This is a genomic window from Alteromonas portus, from assembly GCF_005117025.1.
Taxonomy (GTDB): Bacteria; Pseudomonadota; Gammaproteobacteria; order Enterobacterales; family Alteromonadaceae; genus Alteromonas; species Alteromonas portus.
The window spans coordinates 215859-233745 of record NZ_SWCO01000002.1; the positions used below are offsets into that span (position 1 = coordinate 215859).

General features: G+C 44.8%; 15 protein-coding genes. 6 read left to right on the forward strand and 9 right to left on the reverse strand.

Going from position 1 to position 17887, the window contains the following annotated elements:
* Positions 1–3498 carry a transcription-repair coupling factor gene (gene mfd, locus E5672_RS05055; RefSeq protein WP_136781202.1) on the reverse strand — a complete coding sequence of 1166 codons (3498 nt, stop codon included), beginning with the start codon at positions 3496–3498 and terminating at the stop codon, positions 1–3.
* A gap of 58 nt (positions 3499–3556) precedes the next feature.
* Positions 3557–4159, reverse strand: a complete 603-nt coding sequence (locus E5672_RS05060) for a PilZ domain-containing protein (protein WP_136781203.1) — start codon at positions 4157–4159, stop codon at positions 3557–3559.
* Between the two features lie 190 nt (positions 4160–4349).
* On the opposite strand from E5672_RS05060, the gene E5672_RS05065 reads away from it, so the two are divergent.
* Together E5672_RS05065 and E5672_RS05070 are read left to right on the forward strand one after the other, a co-directional pair.
* Complete coding sequence (locus E5672_RS05065; protein ID WP_136781204.1) at positions 4350–5759, forward strand: FtsX-like permease family protein; 1410 nt, start codon at positions 4350–4352, stop codon at positions 5757–5759.
* A gap of 77 nt (positions 5760–5836) precedes the next feature.
* Entirely contained in the window at positions 5837–6400 is a 564-nt protein-coding gene (locus E5672_RS05070; protein WP_136781205.1) for a phosphoribosyltransferase, read from the forward strand.
* Positions 6401–6424: 24 nt separating this feature from the next.
* Here E5672_RS05070 and E5672_RS05075 read toward each other — a convergent pair whose 3' ends face one another.
* The 5 genes from E5672_RS05075 to E5672_RS05095 all read right to left on the reverse strand — a co-directional run bounded on the left by E5672_RS05075 (position 6425) and on the right by E5672_RS05095 (position 11584).
* Positions 6425–7867, reverse strand: a complete 1443-nt coding sequence (locus E5672_RS05075) for a GAF domain-containing sensor histidine kinase (RefSeq protein ID WP_136781206.1) — start codon at positions 7865–7867, stop codon at positions 6425–6427.
* Positions 7864–9036: an FIST signal transduction protein gene (locus E5672_RS05080; RefSeq protein WP_136781207.1), complete on the reverse strand. Its 1173-nt coding sequence runs from the start codon at positions 9034–9036 to the stop codon at positions 7864–7866. Before E5672_RS05080 ends, E5672_RS05075 begins: the two co-directional genes overlap by 4 nt.
* Positions 9037–9148: 112 nt before the next feature.
* Positions 9149–9790, reverse strand: a complete 642-nt coding sequence (locus E5672_RS05085) for an energy-coupling factor ABC transporter permease (RefSeq protein WP_136781208.1) — start codon at positions 9788–9790, stop codon at positions 9149–9151.
* A 42-nt stretch (positions 9791–9832) separates the two neighbouring features.
* Positions 9833–10642 carry an exodeoxyribonuclease III gene (xthA, locus tag E5672_RS05090; protein WP_136781209.1) on the reverse strand — a complete coding sequence of 270 codons (810 nt, stop codon included), beginning with the start codon at positions 10640–10642 and terminating at the stop codon, positions 9833–9835.
* Positions 10643–10912: 270 nt separating this feature from the next.
* Entirely contained in the window at positions 10913–11584 is a 672-nt protein-coding gene (locus E5672_RS05095; RefSeq protein WP_136781210.1) for a biliverdin-producing heme oxygenase, read from the reverse strand.
* A 445-nt stretch (positions 11585–12029) separates the two neighbouring features.
* Here E5672_RS05095 and E5672_RS05100 point away from each other — a divergent pair, with 445 nt between their 5' ends.
* Together E5672_RS05100 and E5672_RS05105 are read left to right on the forward strand one after the other, a co-directional pair.
* Positions 12030–12425: a DUF2750 domain-containing protein gene (locus E5672_RS05100; protein ID WP_136781211.1), complete on the forward strand. Its 396-nt coding sequence runs from the start codon at positions 12030–12032 to the stop codon at positions 12423–12425.
* A 16-nt stretch (positions 12426–12441) separates the two neighbouring features.
* Complete coding sequence (locus E5672_RS05105; protein WP_136781212.1) at positions 12442–12834, forward strand: SufE family protein; 393 nt, start codon at positions 12442–12444, stop codon at positions 12832–12834.
* Positions 12835–12867: 33 nt separating this feature from the next.
* Here the strand turns inward: E5672_RS05105 and E5672_RS05110 are convergent, their stop codons facing one another.
* Positions 12868–14139, reverse strand: a complete 1272-nt coding sequence (locus E5672_RS05110) for a glycosyltransferase (RefSeq protein ID WP_136781439.1) — start codon at positions 14137–14139, stop codon at positions 12868–12870.
* 492 nt (positions 14140–14631) lie between these two features.
* Between E5672_RS05110 and E5672_RS05115 the strand changes: the two genes are divergently transcribed.
* Positions 14632–15477 carry an HDOD domain-containing protein gene (locus E5672_RS05115; RefSeq protein ID WP_136781213.1) on the forward strand — a complete coding sequence of 282 codons (846 nt, stop codon included), beginning with the start codon at positions 14632–14634 and terminating at the stop codon, positions 15475–15477.
* Between the two features lie 36 nt (positions 15478–15513).
* On the opposite strand, the gene E5672_RS05120 is transcribed toward E5672_RS05115, so the two are convergent.
* Positions 15514–16329 carry an acyl-CoA thioesterase gene (locus E5672_RS05120; protein ID WP_136781214.1) on the reverse strand — a complete coding sequence of 272 codons (816 nt, stop codon included), beginning with the start codon at positions 16327–16329 and terminating at the stop codon, positions 15514–15516.
* Between the two features lie 170 nt (positions 16330–16499).
* Between E5672_RS05120 and E5672_RS05125 the strand changes: the two genes are divergently transcribed.
* Positions 16500–17822 carry a spinster family MFS transporter gene (locus tag E5672_RS05125; protein WP_136781215.1) on the forward strand — a complete coding sequence of 441 codons (1323 nt, stop codon included), beginning with the start codon at positions 16500–16502 and terminating at the stop codon, positions 17820–17822.
* Positions 17823–17887 lie beyond the last annotated feature (65 nt).

Genomic DNA, 17887 nt, shown 5'->3' on the forward strand with positions numbered 1-17887 from the left:
TTACCGCGACTCCTTTGCAAAATCGGCAATAATATCGCTAATAAACGCGATGCGCTCTTTAGCTGTTTCGGTCTTTTTCACCAAACGCAGTTTTTGGCTTCCTTCAAACTTAAAGGTGTTGGGTTTGGTTTGTACCAAGCTGATAATAAAGCCCGGGTTGACCTTGGTAGTTTCTTTAAACTCTATGGTACCGCCTTGGGCCGACAAGTCTACTTTTAGAATGCCTAAGTCTTGGGCTTTTAGTTTAATTTCAGCCACTTCTATCAAGTTTTTAGCAGGCTCTGGTAACAGGCCAAAACGGTCGATACATTCTACCTGGAATTCGTCAATGTCGTCTTGCGTTGTGCAGCTTGCCAAGCGTTTGTATAGCGATAGGCGAGTGTTAACGTCGGCAATGTAGTCTTCAGGCAATAGGGCTGGAATACGTAATTCAACCTCGGTGTGGCCTGATGTTGCATCGTCTAATGACGGCTCTCTACCTTCTTTAAGCGCGTTAACGGCTTTATCGAGCATATCCATGTATAAGCTAAAACCAATGCTGGCAATTTGGCCTGATTGGTCATCGCCTAACAGCTCACCCGCACCACGAATTTCTAAGTCGTGGGTCGCAAGGGCGAAACCTGCACCTAAATCTTCAAGCTGAGATATAGCTTCTAAACGTTTCACTGCATCTTTGGTCATGCGCTTTGGATGCGGCGTTAACAAGTAGGCGTATGCTTGGTGATGGGAACGACCCACACGGCCTCTAAGCTGGTGCAGCTGCGCTAGCCCTAAATGGTCGGCTCTATCCATAATAATAGTATTCGCACTTGGTACGTCGATACCTGTTTCAATGATGGTAGTACACACAAGTACGTTGTAGCGCTGGTGGTAGAAGTCGCTCATTACGCCTTCAAGTTCACGCTCGCGCATTTGGCCGTGACCCACTGCAATACGGGCTTCGGGAACAATTTCAGCGATTTCTTCAGCCGTTCGTGCAATGCTATCCACTTCGTTGTGAAGGAAGTAAACCTGACCACCACGCAGTATCTCACGCATAATGGCTTCGCGAATAACGGCTTTGTTTCGCTGCTGCACAAAGGTTTTAATTGATAAGCGACGGGCAGGTGCTGTGGCAATAATCGATAAGTCGCGCATGCCAGATAGCGCCATGTTAAGCGTACGTGGAATAGGCGTTGCCGTAAGGGTAAGGATATCAACGTCGGCACGCAGTGACTTAAGCTTCTCTTTTTGACGTACGCCAAAGCGGTGTTCTTCGTCGATGATCACAAGGCCTAAGTCTTTATATTTAATATCGCTAGACAGTAATTTATGTGTGCCTACTACGATATCTACTTTGCCTTCACCGATGCGCTCAACCACAGATTTTTGCGCTTTGCCGCTTACAAAGCGGCTCATGACTTCAATTTCAAACGGCCATGCCGCAAAACGGTCTTTGAAGTTCTCATAGTGTTGCTGCGCAAGCAGGGTGGTAGGCACTAATATGGCCACCTGTTTACCAGCGTTAGCGGCAAGGAAGGCTGCGCGCATAGCAACTTCTGTTTTACCAAAGCCTACGTCGCCGCATACTAAGCGGTCCATTGCAGATGGGCTTCCCATATCGTGCATAACCGCAGCAATGGCTTGGGCTTGGTCGGGCGTTTCTTCAAAAGGAAAGCTGTCTGAAAACGCTTGGTAGTCGTCCCAATTAATTTTGTAGGCAAAACCTGGCTTGGCTGCACGGCGAGCGTATACATCTAAAAGCTCGGCGGCTACGTCACGTACTTTTTCAGCGGCTTTTTGCTTAGCTTTCGTCCAGGCGTCAGAACCTAAAGCGCTTACTGGTGCGCTGTCTGCGTCTCCGCCGGTGTAGCGTGAAATTAAGTGAAGCGAGGCCACGGGCACATAAAGCTTAGACTGCTTGGCGTACTCAATACACAAATATTCGGTTGCTACACCGCCTGCATCTAGTGTTTGTAGCCCTAGATAACGGCCAACGCCGTGATCTAAGTGTACAACCGGTTGGCCAATAGAAAGTTCGGCCAAGTTGCGAATTATGGCGCTTTCGTCGGTGGCGGTGCGTTTATCGCGAAGACGGCGCTGACTAACTTTCTGGCCTAATAGTTCTGTTTCAGTAATGAATAACAGCTCGCCTTCCTGGGTTTTCCAGCGGAAGCTGTTATCAACCATACCTACGGTAATGCCGATGTTGTCGTGACTTGCAATAAAATCGCTAAAGCTATCGACTATCTTTGGCTTAATGCCCGCTTTAGCCAGAACGGTTAGCAAGCCTTCTCGTCTGCCTTGGGTTTCAGCACAAAACAGTACTTTAGCCCCGTTGTCAGTGGCGTGCTTTACGGTTTTAATAAGTCGTTCAGCAGGTACTTTTTTCTGCGAGTTAATCGCAATGTCATCAAGCTTTTCACACTTTAGGTTGGTAGAACCTTGTTTTTCTTCAAGTACCTTGCTGGAAAGGGATGCTCTAGGCCACTGTTTAATGGCCCCGAACAGCTCGTTAATAGGTAAAAATAGTTCATCTGGCGCAAGCAATGGGCGGGCTAGGTTGTAGCGATATTGCTCGTAGCGTTCTTGCACGTCGGCCCAGAAAAATTCGCTAGCGTCTTGCACGTCGCCGTGAAGTAATAACAGGCTTTTCGGGTGAAGGTAGTCAAAGAGCGTGGCGGTTTTTTCAAAGAAAAGGGGGAGGTAATACTCCACACCGCTTGGCATGGTGCCTTTGCTTACCTGAGAAAATACGCTCTCAGATGCATTGTTTGCATCGAACTTTTCTAAAAACTGCTGGCGGAAAAGGGTGATTGCTTCTTTATCTGTTGGGAACTCACGAGCCGGTAGTAAGCGAATTTTATTTACCGCTTCGCCTGAGCGCTGAGTTTCAGTATCGAAATAGCGAATAGAGTCGATTTCATCGTCGAATAAATCTATACGAAACGGCTGATCGCTTCCCATAGGAAAGAGGTCGATAATGCTGCCGCGTACCGAAAATTCGCTGTGGCTCATTACCTGGCTTACATGCAGGTAGCCCGCTTGTTCTAGGTTTCGTCTGAATTGATCCCTGTCTAATGTATCGCCTTTATTTAGCATTAGTAGGTACTTTGCTAAATAGTCGGTAGGGGCAAGACGCTGCATTAACGTGTTAACGGGCACAATAAAAATGCCTTCGCCTTGCTGGGTAAAACGAAACAGGGTTTCTAGTCGCTGAGATACGATGTCTTGATGGGGCGAAAACGAATCGTAGGGCAGCGTTTCCCAATCTGGAAATAAGGTAATGGGCGTATTTTTTGTATTATCGCTTAAGAAAAACGCTATTTCTTTTTCAAGCTTCATTGCCGAGGGAGTATCGGCGGTAATCAGTACAATTGGGCCTTTATATTGGCTAAGGGCTTGGCTTATACATAGTGCAGCGCTGCTGCCCTGAAGTTGCCCCCACTGTTTGTGATCTTGTGATGAGGCTTCTTTTTTAGGCGCAGGTAATGGAAGCGATAATAAAGTGGCTGTCATGACGTCCTGTTTTTTAAGTGCAAGATGAGTTTTACGGCTTATATACTGTTGTTAGGGGTTATTCAGATCCCGCTTTTTTCTCTTTCGCCCGTTTTCTTAACTGTTGAGTTTGAATATGTAAACTGGCGCGAACTAGAAGCTCCTGATCTTGCTCTCGAATAGTGTTAAAAATAAAAGCGATATGGTAACTGTCTTCTACTTGCTCGCAAGTAATAACTTCGCCAAAACAAAAAATTGCTGCTGCTTCGGCATCAAGAAAAAGCTTTAGTTCAGCACGTGTGCCTACTTCTAGTGGATCATTCGACTCAATAATTACGCCACCACCACCCAGTTTTACCGTTTTGAATCGGTATTCGGGTTCGTCTTGCTGGTGCAACACAAACGACATCATCAGGTCAATTTTTCGGGACTGATGGTTAAGGTATTCGGCCAAGGTTTCAGCGTGATCGCCTAAATTTCTTAAAGGTCGGATTGCCTGCGCTTCTAAAGCGGCCATTTCACTGGCAATGCGAAATGCATAGGGCATCGATTCTTCTAGATTTTCTTCATCAGGTACTTTTTCATTGGCACCTAATGGGCGCACGTTTGCATTTATGCTGTGCGCAATAGAAAAGTATTCATCGAATTGGGCTTTTTTTTGTTCTAGGCTTAGTTCGCTCACATTATTCCTCTGCCACTAATTCTTGTGCAGTTAGTAACTTATAAGTAGTATACCGACCACGTAGTATACCCACTTTACTATTTTGGGGTTAACCCGTCATCTCGCCTTTGGGCTACTTATCTGAATTATTTATTCATTAAGCATAGCTAAATGTAAGGCAGATTACCGTATTACTGAAAAGCAAGGCGCTATGTTTTATCCTCTTTCTGCATTCATTGCTTATCGTTATGCCAAGTCTAACAAAGCAAGCCAAACCAGTTTCGTCTCATTTATCAATCGATTTTCAGTGGCCGGCATCGCACTGGGATTAATGGCGCTTATTATTGTCGTATCAGTTATGAACGGCCTAGAAGGCCAATTAAAACAGCGCATTTTAGGCATAGTCCCTCATATCGAAATTACAAAGACACCCATCGCAACAAACAGCCTTAACAAGACACCCACTCAAAAAGACGTTACAGAGACACCCACCTCAACAACTCAAAAGCCAGAGATTACAGAGACACCCACCTCAACGATGAATACAAACGAGGATGGCAATAGCGAAAAAAGTTTTAGCAAGACACCCACTCAAAACGCAACCGGGTCGAAGTCTTTAGCGTTAAACGAACTTAGCAAGACACCCATGCAAGGCGTTGTTGCTACGATGGGATATCGAGAAGCAGAAGCGGTTGTGCAATCTCGCTCAGACCTGCGCGGCGTGCAGGTTCACGGCGTTCAACCTGATGTGATGCTAGAACATACGTTGGTTGCAAATCACATGGAACAAGGTCGGTTTAATGATTTAACGGAAGGGAGCTTCGCCGCCATAATTGGACGCTCCCTTGCCATTAAGCTTGAAGCGCGCGTTGGAGACCGCTTGCGAGTTATGGTGGCTGGCGCCAGTGTGTATACCCCATTTGGAAGAATGCCAAGTCAACGGCTTGTTACTGTGGTGGGTGTCTTTGATATGGGGTCACAGATGGATGACAAGGTGATGTACATGAACCTTGCTGACGTGAATCGACTGATGCGTGACCCTAAAGCTAGTGAACAATCGCTTCGACTCTTTTTAGATGATGCGTTTAATTACCAAGCTGTTGTTGATGAGTTAACGGATAGGGTGGGTGTCTCGGTAAATAATATTCGAACGTGGCGTGAGCGTCAGGGGCCGTTGTTTGACGCGGTGAAAATGGAAAAGAACATGATGACCCTTATGCTGCTGCTTATAATTGCGGTGGCGGCGTTTAATATAGTGTCGGCCCTTGTCATGGTGGTTACCGAAAAGCAGGGCGACATTGCGGTACTTCAGACTCAGGGTATGTTGCCAAGTTCGGTTATGTGGATTTTTGTATTAAATGGTTTGTTTAACGGAGTAAAAGGCGCGGGTATTGGTCTAATATTAGGTGTGGTTATTACGCTTAATTTAAACAATATCTTAGACGCGATAGGTTCGCCATTAGCGCTTGCTGCAGACGGTAGAGGCCTACCAATAGACATGGATATAGCGCAAATAGTAAGCATTACTTTGTTGTCTTTATTGCTATGCGTTTTGGCCAGTGTTTACCCTGCACGCAAAGCGATGAAAATAGCACCGTCGCAAGCGCTTCAAAACGAATAAATAGTTGAATTTACCGTGCAAAAGACCGCGAAATTCACTATACTCGCGGTCTTTTAAACTTTGCCCAGTGAGACGTCATGAACAAGAATTTTATCACCTCGCAATCGCTTCTACAGGATTCCTTTCGCTTAGCGGCAAAGGTGTATGAAGACGGCTTCCGCCCTGACTTTATTATTGGTATATGGCGTGGTGGTGCTCCAATTGGTATCGCAGTTCAAGAATTCTTCGAATTCAAGAATACGTCAACCGACCATATCGCAGTACGTACATCGTCTTACTACGGAATTAACAAACAATCGAAAGAAATCCGTGTTCACGGGTTGCATTACCTGGTTGAAAACGCCAATGCTGACGACAAGCTGTTGATTGTTGACGATGTGTTTGATTCAGGCCGAAGCGTTGATGCGCTTATTAAGCAAATCAATAAGTTAATGCGCTTGAACATGCCTAAAGATATTCGTATTGCATGCCCATGGTATAAGCCACAAAACAACACCACTGATATCGTGCCAGATTACTACGTTAACGAAAGCGACGAGTGGTTAGTATTCCCTCACGAAATTGCTGGTTTGTCAGAAGAAGAAATTCGTGAAGGCAAGGGTGAACTGGCTGAAGTGATGGATATTTTATATAAAAAATAGCCAATGTAACGCTAACGTTAGCGTTTAAGAATTGCTATCTAATGTACCTAAACCGCACGATTGTGCGGTTTTTTTATTAGTGCCTATAGATGGGAAAGAGAGGGTAAATGTGGTACCAACGTTAACTTCGCTATCAACATCAATTGTGCCACCCATTGCTTCTACAATAGAAAAAGAAATATAAAGACCTAGCCCAGTCCCTTTGCCAGTAGGCTTGGTGGTATAAAAAGGCTCAAAAAGCTTTTGAAGGGCGTGTTTTTCAATACCACACCCCGTATCTTTTACGGTAATGATAGTATTCTCGCCCTCTTCATACGAAGTAATGGTTAGTTTGTCTCCATCCTCCATCGCTTGTGCGGCGTTAACGAAAAGATTAACTAAAATTTGGTTCAACTTTCCGGTTTTACCTTTGATGAAAGGCACGTCTGTTAGGTGCTGCTGTATTTTTATGCGGTGCTTTAATTCACTGTTTACCAATCTTAAAGCGTGCGTGATGCAATCATTTACGTTGATGGTTTCATCATCAGCAATGTCGGCATCATGAGAGAATGAACGAAGGCTTGTAATGATTTCGGTCACCCTGTTAAGGCCTTCTTCCGATTCGCCACAAATATCTGCAATTTCGTCACTGAGTGAGTCGATTTTATTGTGCGATTGCCACGAAATTGCGGCTTTGGCAATCTCGGTTCTTTCTTCTGCACTGGAACTAGACGCCAGTTTAAGTACGATTTCCTGCATTTCTGATAGGGCAGGTAGTACGTTCCTTAAAAAATGAATATTGCTGTTTATAAACGCAATGGGGTTGTTTATCTCATGGGCTACGCCTGCAGCTAACAAGCCTAGCGACGCCATTTTTTCGGAATCGATGAGGCTTTTTTCTACCTTGGCTTTTTCTTCTTTCAACCTAACGGTTTCAAGCGCCATTAACTTAGCCTGCATTCCCATTGCCATCTGCTCTGTAAAGGTGCGATATCTGTTGGCCATATCGACATATTCTTGGGTGTAATATCCCAATGATTGATGACAGAAAACAATGACAGCTTGCTGTTGGTGTACTTTAAATGGGCAATACAATACCGACGTGACGGGAGTTTCAAATAAGGACAAGTGCTGTTGCCACGTTGGCTGCTGCTGAATGTTGAACAAAGCTACGGGTTCACTTTTCACGGCACGGGAAAGTGTGTCGTCTATTTTCCATACGGTATTGAGTAAGGGGGAGTGCGTACTGTTTATGCACCTCATTTTACCTGCACTCTCATTCTCAAGCACGAAGCAAAACTCGTAGTTGTAAAGGCCTTTAAAGACACTAAACATTTTCTTATACAGGTCTTTTTCGTCTACAGCGGTAAGCAATACTCGCGTTGCTTCAAGCAAGGCGTCGCTTTCCTTTTTATGCGCTTCCGCTTGTTGTTTTAACCGGTAGACAAGCGCTAAGTCTTCTAAAACATTTTCGTAATCTTTATTCATTGAGAGAACACTACCGCTGATATCATTAGGTTACCGTGCCTGTTCATGCCATCTAAGAAGCGCCCTTGCTCGCCAAAAGTAAAAGGTCCACAAATGGGTAATGATGAAAAGCGTTTTTGAAGTGAGCCGAGCATGGAATTGATTTCATCGCCCACCATCAACCGGCACCCTGCACAGTAAATCATTAGTACGCCGACTGGTTTCTTATTCTCAGGTAGCAGCATGATCGCGTTATTAATAACACGTTCGGCCCGTGAGGTGAGGCTAGAAATGCTTCCTTCCATTAATACAAGGTCTTCACCTTCTTTCACTTCAGAAAAAACATTTAACGCACCGCTTTCAACTGAATCGGGATGACAAAGAAGATAATTAACAGCACCGTTGTCTAATTCTACGGGTTTGCCTAGCGGTGCTGAGGAGGTTAGCCCCAAAATCTGTCCACCGTTTAGCTGATCTGCAATTAATCCATTAGTCACGTTGTTGTATGCCATGCTGGCTTGCTCATTATTGAGTTGTAGCAGCTTTCGCCCTTGGACTTTTGTGGCTTTTAATACAGTTTCGGTAGGTTTATAACCAGAGCTGTAACTTAATCCGAGCGGTGTTGATGGATATAAAACAGCTACTGCAATAATCTGAGGCCCTGCAGAGGTTTTAGTAACTGTGCGCCAGTTGCCTGAAACGGTATTGTCTGCCATAGAGCCGCCAAAAATAGGGACCTTTTCTCCTACAACGCTGACAAACCCTTCCAATATACTCTCTTCATCACCAGGGGGGAGCGCACACCAAATGAGTGCAGGGCTTTCGTAAGGCCTTTCGGCGCTTGCCAGCGCTTGCTGCAACGCTGTTGCTCCCGCTTCAAAGGGGCTGCTTTCAGATATGTCAGCACTGCCCACACCGTAGGCTCCACTTTCATCGTTAACGCAAAACAGCGCTAAGTTACAGTTGGATGAGACAGTATCGTCATCGCAAAGCAAAGCGCCTAGGCAAGAGCTAGAGATAAAAAAGGGGAGTGACGAGTCGCCTATAATTGATGGAAGTGCTTCTAAAGGGAAATCAGTATTGCCATAACCTATAAGCAATGACGGATTCTCATTGGTTAATACAGACGCCATTTCCGAAGCTAAGCTTTCTATCTCATCACACTGTAATGCAAATGTCTGAATCTTCATCTGAGCCCACCAATCAAACACACCCCTTAATAATAGATTGAATTCAGAAGAACCTTATTAACCATTAGTTTAAAAAGCTTTAAAAGTGAAATGAAAAGAGAAGATAGTTTGCTTAATTGTCTAGATAAAATTTGTCGTGGAAGGTGTACACCCACGTTGGTTGGTAGATAACAAGAAGGGTAATAGCCATGCCGTTAAGTAGTGCTTCTGGAAACACCAATAGCGGAATAAGTAGAATATAGTTATCAAAAACAATGTCCCACGTGTACGTACCTTCAATATAGTAAAAGGCCCCTAACGAGAGTGTTTTTAGTGCAATTGAAAGGGCGGCAGGAAAGAATGCACATACGAAAATGTAGACGAACAATTGCCGAGGAATACGGTGAAACGACAGCATGTAGAAAAGGTAGGTAGTTCCAATAGGTAGGATAGTTCCAAGTAGGCCGTTAACCCCAAAATTTTCCCACGTTCCATAGCCTGTTACGTTTGCACCTAAGAGCGCAATAAATGAAGCAATGATGGCGTTTCTAAAACCCAACATCAATGTGAGTACGGAAAGGCCAAGAAAATGAACATCTAGGCCTTCAAAAATTCCGGCTTTAAACAACCACAGCACAAACAAGCAGGCAGCAGTGCCGAAAATAAGGTGTTGCTGCTGCTTGTTTCGCGCAAAGTGAGTGAAGTCGATATGCTTAACTGCGTAGAGTAAAAACGCGCCGTAAATTAGCAATGCTATCAACTGTAATGAACTCACTTTTACTCCTTGAACTGTGCCGCTTTATTTACTGTGGGCCAGCTACTTTTTGTATTCAGCCCAAATGGGGGCGTGGTCAGATGGCTTTTCAATGCCCCTTAACTCATAATCGATGCCTGCGTCATGAAGACGGGCGTGCAACGGTTTGGTTGCCAGTATGAGATCGATACGCAGGCCGCGATTGTCGTTGAAACCTTTCGAGCGATAGTCAAACCACGAAAACTTGTCATTAGTTTCTGGATTAAGCGTTCGAAAACTATCTTCGAAGCCCCAGTCTATAAGGGTATTCAACCATTCGCGCTCTTCAGGTAAAAAGCTGCACTTACCTGTTCTAAGCCAGCGTTTACGGTTTTCTTCCCCAATACCAATGTCCAGATCTGTATGAGAAATGTTTACGTCACCCATTACAATTACGTTTTCGTCTGGCGTGTGGTTTTCATCTAAGTAGGTCATCAAGTCTTTGTAGAACTTGCGCTTGGCGGGATACTTTGTTTCGTGCTTTTCGTTCTCACCTTGAGGAAAGTAACCATTAAGAACCGTTACTGGTTCGCCGGCTTCATCAGTGGTTTTCAATATGATCATTCTGCGCTGAGCGTCTTCCTCATCGGTCGGAAAGCCCATTGTCACTGAAATAGGTTCTTTTTTTGCTAAAAACGCGACGCCATAGTGACTTTTCTGGCCGTGAAAATAAACGTGATAGCCCATCGCCTCTACTGCTTCAACGGGAAACTGTTCATTGTGAACTTTAATTTCCTGTAAACCGATTATGTCTGGTTGATGAGCATCGATAACCGCTTGTAATTGATGTAGGCGGGCGCGAATACCATTGATGTTAAATGAGATTACTTTCATGCTTTATATTTATGTTGTTTCGACGTTGAATTAAGTCTACCAGAAACTAAGCAACCGCTTAACGAAGAACTGCCGTTATATTAATGCATTCAGTCGATTGGCTGGATTAAGTTTATTTATAGCTTAAGCGCTGAGTTTGAATGGCGCATTAAGGTTACGGCCACTAGGCATGTGGCCGTTGTATTACTAAAGGGGGATAAAGGCGGTAACCTAAGGTACATAGTACACTGATAACCCAATGAATATGTTCACCGAGTTAGCTTAATCTGATTATGCTAGCCTTAAATTTTTATCATGGCCTACTGCTTCAGCCAGTGAGATCAAATATTCAAACCATGCGTTTGCATCTTCAACTATCGCTTCAATTAAGCTTTCTGAGCTTTCGGCAAGCTCTGGTAGCAGCGCATCAACTTCTTGTTTGAAAGACACCCATGCTTTCGCACACCCCGCCATGGCTTGGTAGTAGTTAGTGGGTATGCTCCGCTCCATCGCGTTTAACCTTCTCACAATGATATTGGCCCCCATCGACGAACCTAACCATACATAGATTGCGGCAATGGCTTGGCTACTTGGCGAGCTGCAGCTTGGAATTGTCACGCTGCTGGGGTGGGTGTCTTCGCTAATTGCTTGAATTGGCGAGCATGCTGCCGCTGGGGCATGGGTGTCATCGTTAAGCGCTTGAATGTCTGTATTCAGTGCGTTTAAAACCGCTTTGCTATTTATCATCGCAGAAACTCGCGAAAGCAAAGGCGCATGATCCGCAGCGTGCTGAACCGCTTCAGCAGTCGCTTGATGGAACAATTTCATGATCTGCAAAATAGCGTTGTAAGCTGCGTCATCAAATGAATTGTTGTTGTGATAGATGGAAAAGGGAAATGTATTTTCCAAAATGCTGTGGTTAGCGTGGGTGTCTTGCTTAAGAGCGGTAAATAGGTTGCGCATGAGGTACAGGTCTTTGCGTTATAGCTTTTTAATTGTGTTGTGATGTTGGGTAACTTTAGCATGGGTGTCTTTGTAACGGGTAATAAATTAAATTACAGCAGATCATTTAAAGAAACCTTTGATAAGCGGGTGGTTTGGCTGGGTGTCTTGCTTAATGGCTATAGCGCGGGTGTCTTTGTAAGGAAGTTTTGGGTTTCTTATTGTGGGTGTCTTTGTAAAGGAGGCTTCGGTTGTTTAAGCGTGGGTGTCTTTGTAAAGTAGGTTTCGGATTTTTTGCATGGGTGTCTTTGTAAAGTATTCGGATTTTTAGCGAGGGTGTCTTTGTAAAGTAGGTTTCGGATTTTTTGCGTGGGTGTCTATGTAAGGCATATTTTGGTGACTATTGCATTGCGCCTTGTGCTGGTGCGGGTATACTTGCCGCAAATTTTGAGATAGGTGAATAAACGTGTTTCCAGAAACAATTGCCGACAAGCTAAGCGATGCAGTTATCGAACAAGCAATGAAACTGAGTGCTGAAGACAGACAAGAACTTATTGTTAGCTATATTGCAAAAGCAAAAGAGATTTGGATGGTACAGGGTACGGAAGGCTTCGTGATGTTCGAAGGTGGTGACAGTGTTCAGTTACCCGTTTTTCCTCATCGTGATTTGGCGCAAAAGTTTGTAGACATGAACGAAATAGAAGGGCAGTGCGTTAATATTTCGCTAGACGAGTTTACACAAACTTGGTTACCTGGCCTTACTAAAAACGGCGTGGAGTTAGTGATGTTCCCAACGACTAGTGATGTCGAAAATTTGGTTATGACAGCAGAAGATCTAGCTTCTGAACTAAACGGTAATTAAGCTGGGCGTTTCGTAAATGAGTTCAGCTGATATTTTGCTTCCACTGGCTTCTTCACTTGCCAATTCAAAAGGGTGGGATGACTTTACGCGCACGCTTATGCTGGCAGGTAAATCTCTGACGCCTCTCCCTTTAGATGAACGCACAGCCGAAACTGCCATTGAGGGTTGTGAAAGCCCAGTGTGGTTGGCCTATTTAACTGAACAAGATAGCGTGATGGCGTACTCGCCCAGCAAAGTTATTCGCGGAGTGCTTGCTGTGTTACTAGAAAAGGCCAACGCATTAACCGGTGAGCAGCGCCGTAATTTCGACTTTGAAGATTATTTGTCTCGCTGTCAGCTAGAGCGCTACCTTAGTCAGTCTCGTGGAAACGGGATAAAATCTGTTATCGCTAAGTTGAAGGGCATTTAGGCGCAGAGCCTGCTAAGCCCTCCTTTTTTCTTCTCACTTATTCTTTGCTTCTATCCATTGGCTCATATATTTACTCGCCGCCAGCGTTTGATGCCACAATAAGCTTTGCATAAACAAACGGCCTCTATGGCTGTCTAGCGTTTGCTGCAAGTCGCTTATCCTTTCAATGAAGGGGACATCTGGCTGCAGATTTTCAAATGCGTTAAGCACACGAACACTCATCTTACTTGCTGCGTTCCACGTGTTTTCATCGTTATAAAGCGCTACGGCGTTATCGACGTAGGCTTGCACAACCTCTGCATCGCACGTGTCAGTGCTGCACAAAGCGCCAGGCCACTGCCCATCATCCGTGTTTTCATCGCGAGTAATACTGTTTGCACTTGAAGCAATACCTTCTGCGCCTATCCAAGTTGTAATGCTCGGCGTGGCGCAGCGCATCGCGTCTAGCAGCTTTCCCTTTATTCCTGCCCCAAATCGCAATGGGGCAATCAGTACCTTTGCGTTTGCCATTACAGTTTCAACATCTTGTGCCCAGCCTTTAACTAAAAAACCTTGTTTCTGGTTGTGAAGCTGCGTTGCTTTTTTGGGCGGGTAGGCGCCATATATATGTAATTCGGCATGGGGCAGCGCTTTTTTTATTGAAGGCCATAGGTGTTGCTTTAGCTGCAAGACCGCATCCCAATTCGGCGCGTGACGGAAATTGCCAATATGAACGAAGTGTGAGCGTTCCTCAAACGATGGAGCAGGGGTAATAGATTTCCCAACGGCAAGCGGATGATACTGAAGCTGAGATGCTGGTACACCGTAGTGTTCTGTTAATAATGCCATTTCATGTTTTGAAATCACTAAGGTGAGATCACTTCTTATAATGGCGGCAACCTCCCGCTGCGCGAGCTCGCTATTAAGGTGTGCTAGACGGGCGTCGCCGTGCTGTTTTACCGCTTCGTGTCTTGCTTGGCGAAGGCTGTGAAGGTCTTCGGTGTTAAGAATTCGAAGTGCATCGGGGCAAACTTCTTTCACACGCCAAGAAAACTGTTCCTCAGTCATATAGCGGTCGAACACAACAATATCTGGCGATAACTGTGCTATCAGCGTATTAAATGAGCTGCAGTTTAGGGCCACGGGCGCTACGCTCACGCCAATTGCTTCTAGATCTGCTTTATGTTCACTGTCCGTGGCCGCGGTTAAAAACGTTACGTTGAAGTTAGCCGCTAGGCAACGTTTGATGATAGACAGCATGTTCTGCCCAGCAGCCGAAGAGTTCGGCTCAGGCCATACATAACCGATTACGACAACATTTAACATGGTTAAGACTACAACTTGTACGTTATGAAATGAGTTTGGCTTGCGTTGAATTATCGTAGGCGATGCTACCACAAAACAGCCATCGTCATTACTTTAAACGTGTATTCCTTAGAAATTCTAATTCTTGTAGGTAGTTACCCTAAGTTTTTCTTAGTAGTGCAATTTTAAGTAGGTAAAAATGCGCGGCTGGTTATAATACGCGACTTTTTATAGGGTTTGAGGAACACCAGACGGTTCTTGGAGTCTACGATATTGGCACAATTGATAATGCTCGGAGACGAAGGAACAGTTTATACTCGCTAATCAAAAGTAATTAATAATGATTCAGTTAAGGCTTTTTTAACTTTCTGATTAGTAAAGAAATCATACTTTTTTACTAGGTGATATTAATTGACCTCTGCGGATTTACCGCCTATACCTTACATTAAGTAAGGCGAACGGAGGTGCCTTAAACACGACAATCATAAAGGCTGCATTGAAGAGAGTGCACGAATGAATTTAGATGAATTAGTTTCGAAAGCGGAAGACCTCTTTGTGTTACCTGATTCGGTAACTCGACTTAAAGCTTGTATGGATGATGAAGCTTCAAGCATTGACGACATTGGTGACATCATTGCTTTCGACCCGTCATTGGCTACGCAATTACTCAGAGTGGCAAACTCGGCGCTTTATCGCTTTCCTAATAAAATAGACACGGTAACCAGAGCCATCCAAGTTGTAGGTACGCGCTCTACGTACGACCTTGCGCTTGCGTATGGAGTCAGTCAGGCATTTAGTGATGTCGATGGTCAAGCTATAGACCTTGACAAATTCTGGGAACAAAGTGTTTCATGCGGATTACTGGCAAAGTACTTTGCCGACATGCGCAATATTCGTGAGCCAGAACGTCTTTTTGTGTCTGGATTACTGCACAATATCGGAGAACTTGTAACGGTTTCGGTTATGCCAGAATCGGCTACACGTTGCCAGGCGTTTAATACCCGTGTAAGTCCTGCTGAACTTCAGTTTGGCGTGCTAGGGTTCACCTACGCCGACTTGTCTGCAAGGTTGATTGAAAAGTGGGATATTCCAAGCTCAATTTACACGCCTATTGCCAGTATTCACAAAGACGAAAATGTAGAAACAGGCGTGGAAGAGAAGATCCTCCAGCTTTCCTATGTGTTAGCGCTAGACAACGTAAACCCTGAAATCTATCCAAGCTATCACAACCTAAAGCCTGCACTTCATGAAGCCTTATCGCTTAATCGAGAGGATCTGGAAGACGCGCTAGATATAACCAATTTACAGTGTATATCGGTTATTTCCCTATTTAACCCTAACGCGTTTATGCTTTATTAGACTGTAGGGCGCAGGCAGAAGCTATGGCCGTAGCGATTAGTCGAAAATCGCTACGGTTTGTCTGCTAATCGCAATCACTTCGTTATCTTTATCCCAAATTGTGGCCTCTGTATGGCCATAGCCATCGGCTGCTTGCCTAGTATGTGCCTTGTAGGCAAACCAATCTGTGGGGCTTACAGGTTTATGCGGGTGGATAAATTCTAAATTCCAACTTACCGTACTCGCGGGTGCTGGCAACTTCATCATTTGCAGCAGCGTAGGTGGCCATGCATCGATCATAGTGATGATGTGCGCATCAGTGATGGCCTCTGGCGCTTGCTTAAATCGCATGAACCCATGGTAATGACTGGTTTTTCGTCGCGTAAATGGTATACCGCCATCTTCAATCGCCAAATCAAAGTAACGTAAGAATTTCGGTGTCACTTTCGGTATTTGCGGGATGAACTTTGCTTTACTAGGCAACGGCATCTCGTGTTTCTCTGTGTTTTCAACACTAATACCCGATGCTCTCGCTACGCCAAAGCAGGCCTGCGAGAATACACAGCTTTTGCCGTCTTGAATGGCATGTGCGGTATATTGCGATACATTTTTCCCCGTTCTAAGAAGGGTGACTTCGATAGAAAAAGGCGTTTCAAGTGATAGGGGACCAACAAAATTTGTAGTAAATGAGCGAAGAACGCGATCATCAGTGACTTGTTGCTTTACTGCCGTGTATAACATCCCGGCAGAAATACCGCCAAATGCGGTTCGCCCTTGCCCCCAGGTTTTAGGAATAACGAGCCCATCAACTTTCCAAGTGTTTTCTGATGTTTGTGATAATTGAGGAATATTGAGCAATTCATCTACTGTCATTATTGTGTATCTGGTCTGATGAGTTATGTAATAGTCATCCTACCTTAAGCGCTATAGAACGAAAAGCCTCAGTTAGAAATTTCCGTTATGTTAACAAATAAGTAACAATTAGTTGTTTATTTTTTTAACAAGTGCGTAGACTGGGACTATCCTCACTCAAAAGGACTGTTATGGCCCATACGCACGTTGAAGGTATTCCTGCTAGCGAAGCAGGAGCATCTAGAAGTTACCGCAATTATGTTTTATTCATATTAACCTTGGTATACGCCTTTAACTTCATAGACAGGCAGATTATCGGTATTTTGTCGCCCTTTATAAAAGCCGACTTGGGTTTAGATGACGCCCAGCTTGGATGGCTTAAAGGCATTTATTTCGCATTACTTTATACGGTGATGGGCATTCCAATAGCTTGGCTCGCCGACCGCTATAGCCGGGTAAATATTATCGCTATATCACTAACACTCTGGAGTGGCTTCACTGCAGCATCCGGCTTGGCGGCAAACTACATGCAACTTGCTATTGCACGTATTGGCGTAGGCATTGGAGAGGCAGGGGGAAGTCCGCCGTCGCACAGTATTATTTCTGACCTATTTCCTAAAGAAAAACGCGCTGGCGCACTGGCAATATATTCTTTAGGGATCCCTTTTGGTGTCATGCTTGCTTTTTTTGCCTCAGCATTTTTTCTACAAGGCGGATCAGCCGACTGGCGGACCGTGATGTACAGCGTGGGTATACCAGGGGTACTACTTGCAGTTCTGCTAAAGCTTACTGTTAAAGAGCCTGCAAGAACGGTGTCTGCGCCTAGTACAGGTGAAGCGAATAAGCCAAGTGTAAAAGCCTCACTAAAAATGCTGCTGAAAATTCCTACGTGGTGGGGGATGGCGCTTGGCATTTCATTTGGCTCTTTTGGCAACTATGCCATATCGACGTGGGTTATAGACTACTACGTGCGCGCGTTTGCTGGGCTAGATATTACTCAGCTGCTTATTGTATTTGGCATTATTAATGGGACGGCGTACGCGCTAGGTGTGTGGCTTGGTGGCTATATTGCTGACAGGTGGGGCAAGCACAACAAGAAGGCTTATGCTTTATTACCCGCCATTGCGCTGATAATTGGTGTTCCCGCTTTTTATGTATCGTTGCAGGTACAAGATTTGTGGTTGTCGGTAGGGCTTATGGCGCTGTTGTTATTTACAAGTGGCTCTTATCTAGGGCCAAGTTTTGCGATGGCACAGACGCTTGCGCCAGTTAATGTAAGGGCCATGTCGACTGCATTGTTTTTCTTTGTATTGAATATTATTGCGCTAGGCGGTGGGCCTACATTAACCGGTATTATCAGCCAAGCACTCGTTCCATCATTAGGCGAAACGGAGGCGTTGAGGCAAGCACTTCTTTACTTGGTTGTGCCTTATGCGCTATCAATTGCGGTTTTCTTATGGACCAGTACTAAAATAGTAAAAGACTGGGAAATGGCAGAAGCCAGGGGCTTGTAGTAATATCGAACTTTCATGCTAAGGGGCTGATTTAAAGCCCCTTTGTTGTTTGAATATGAAGGAGT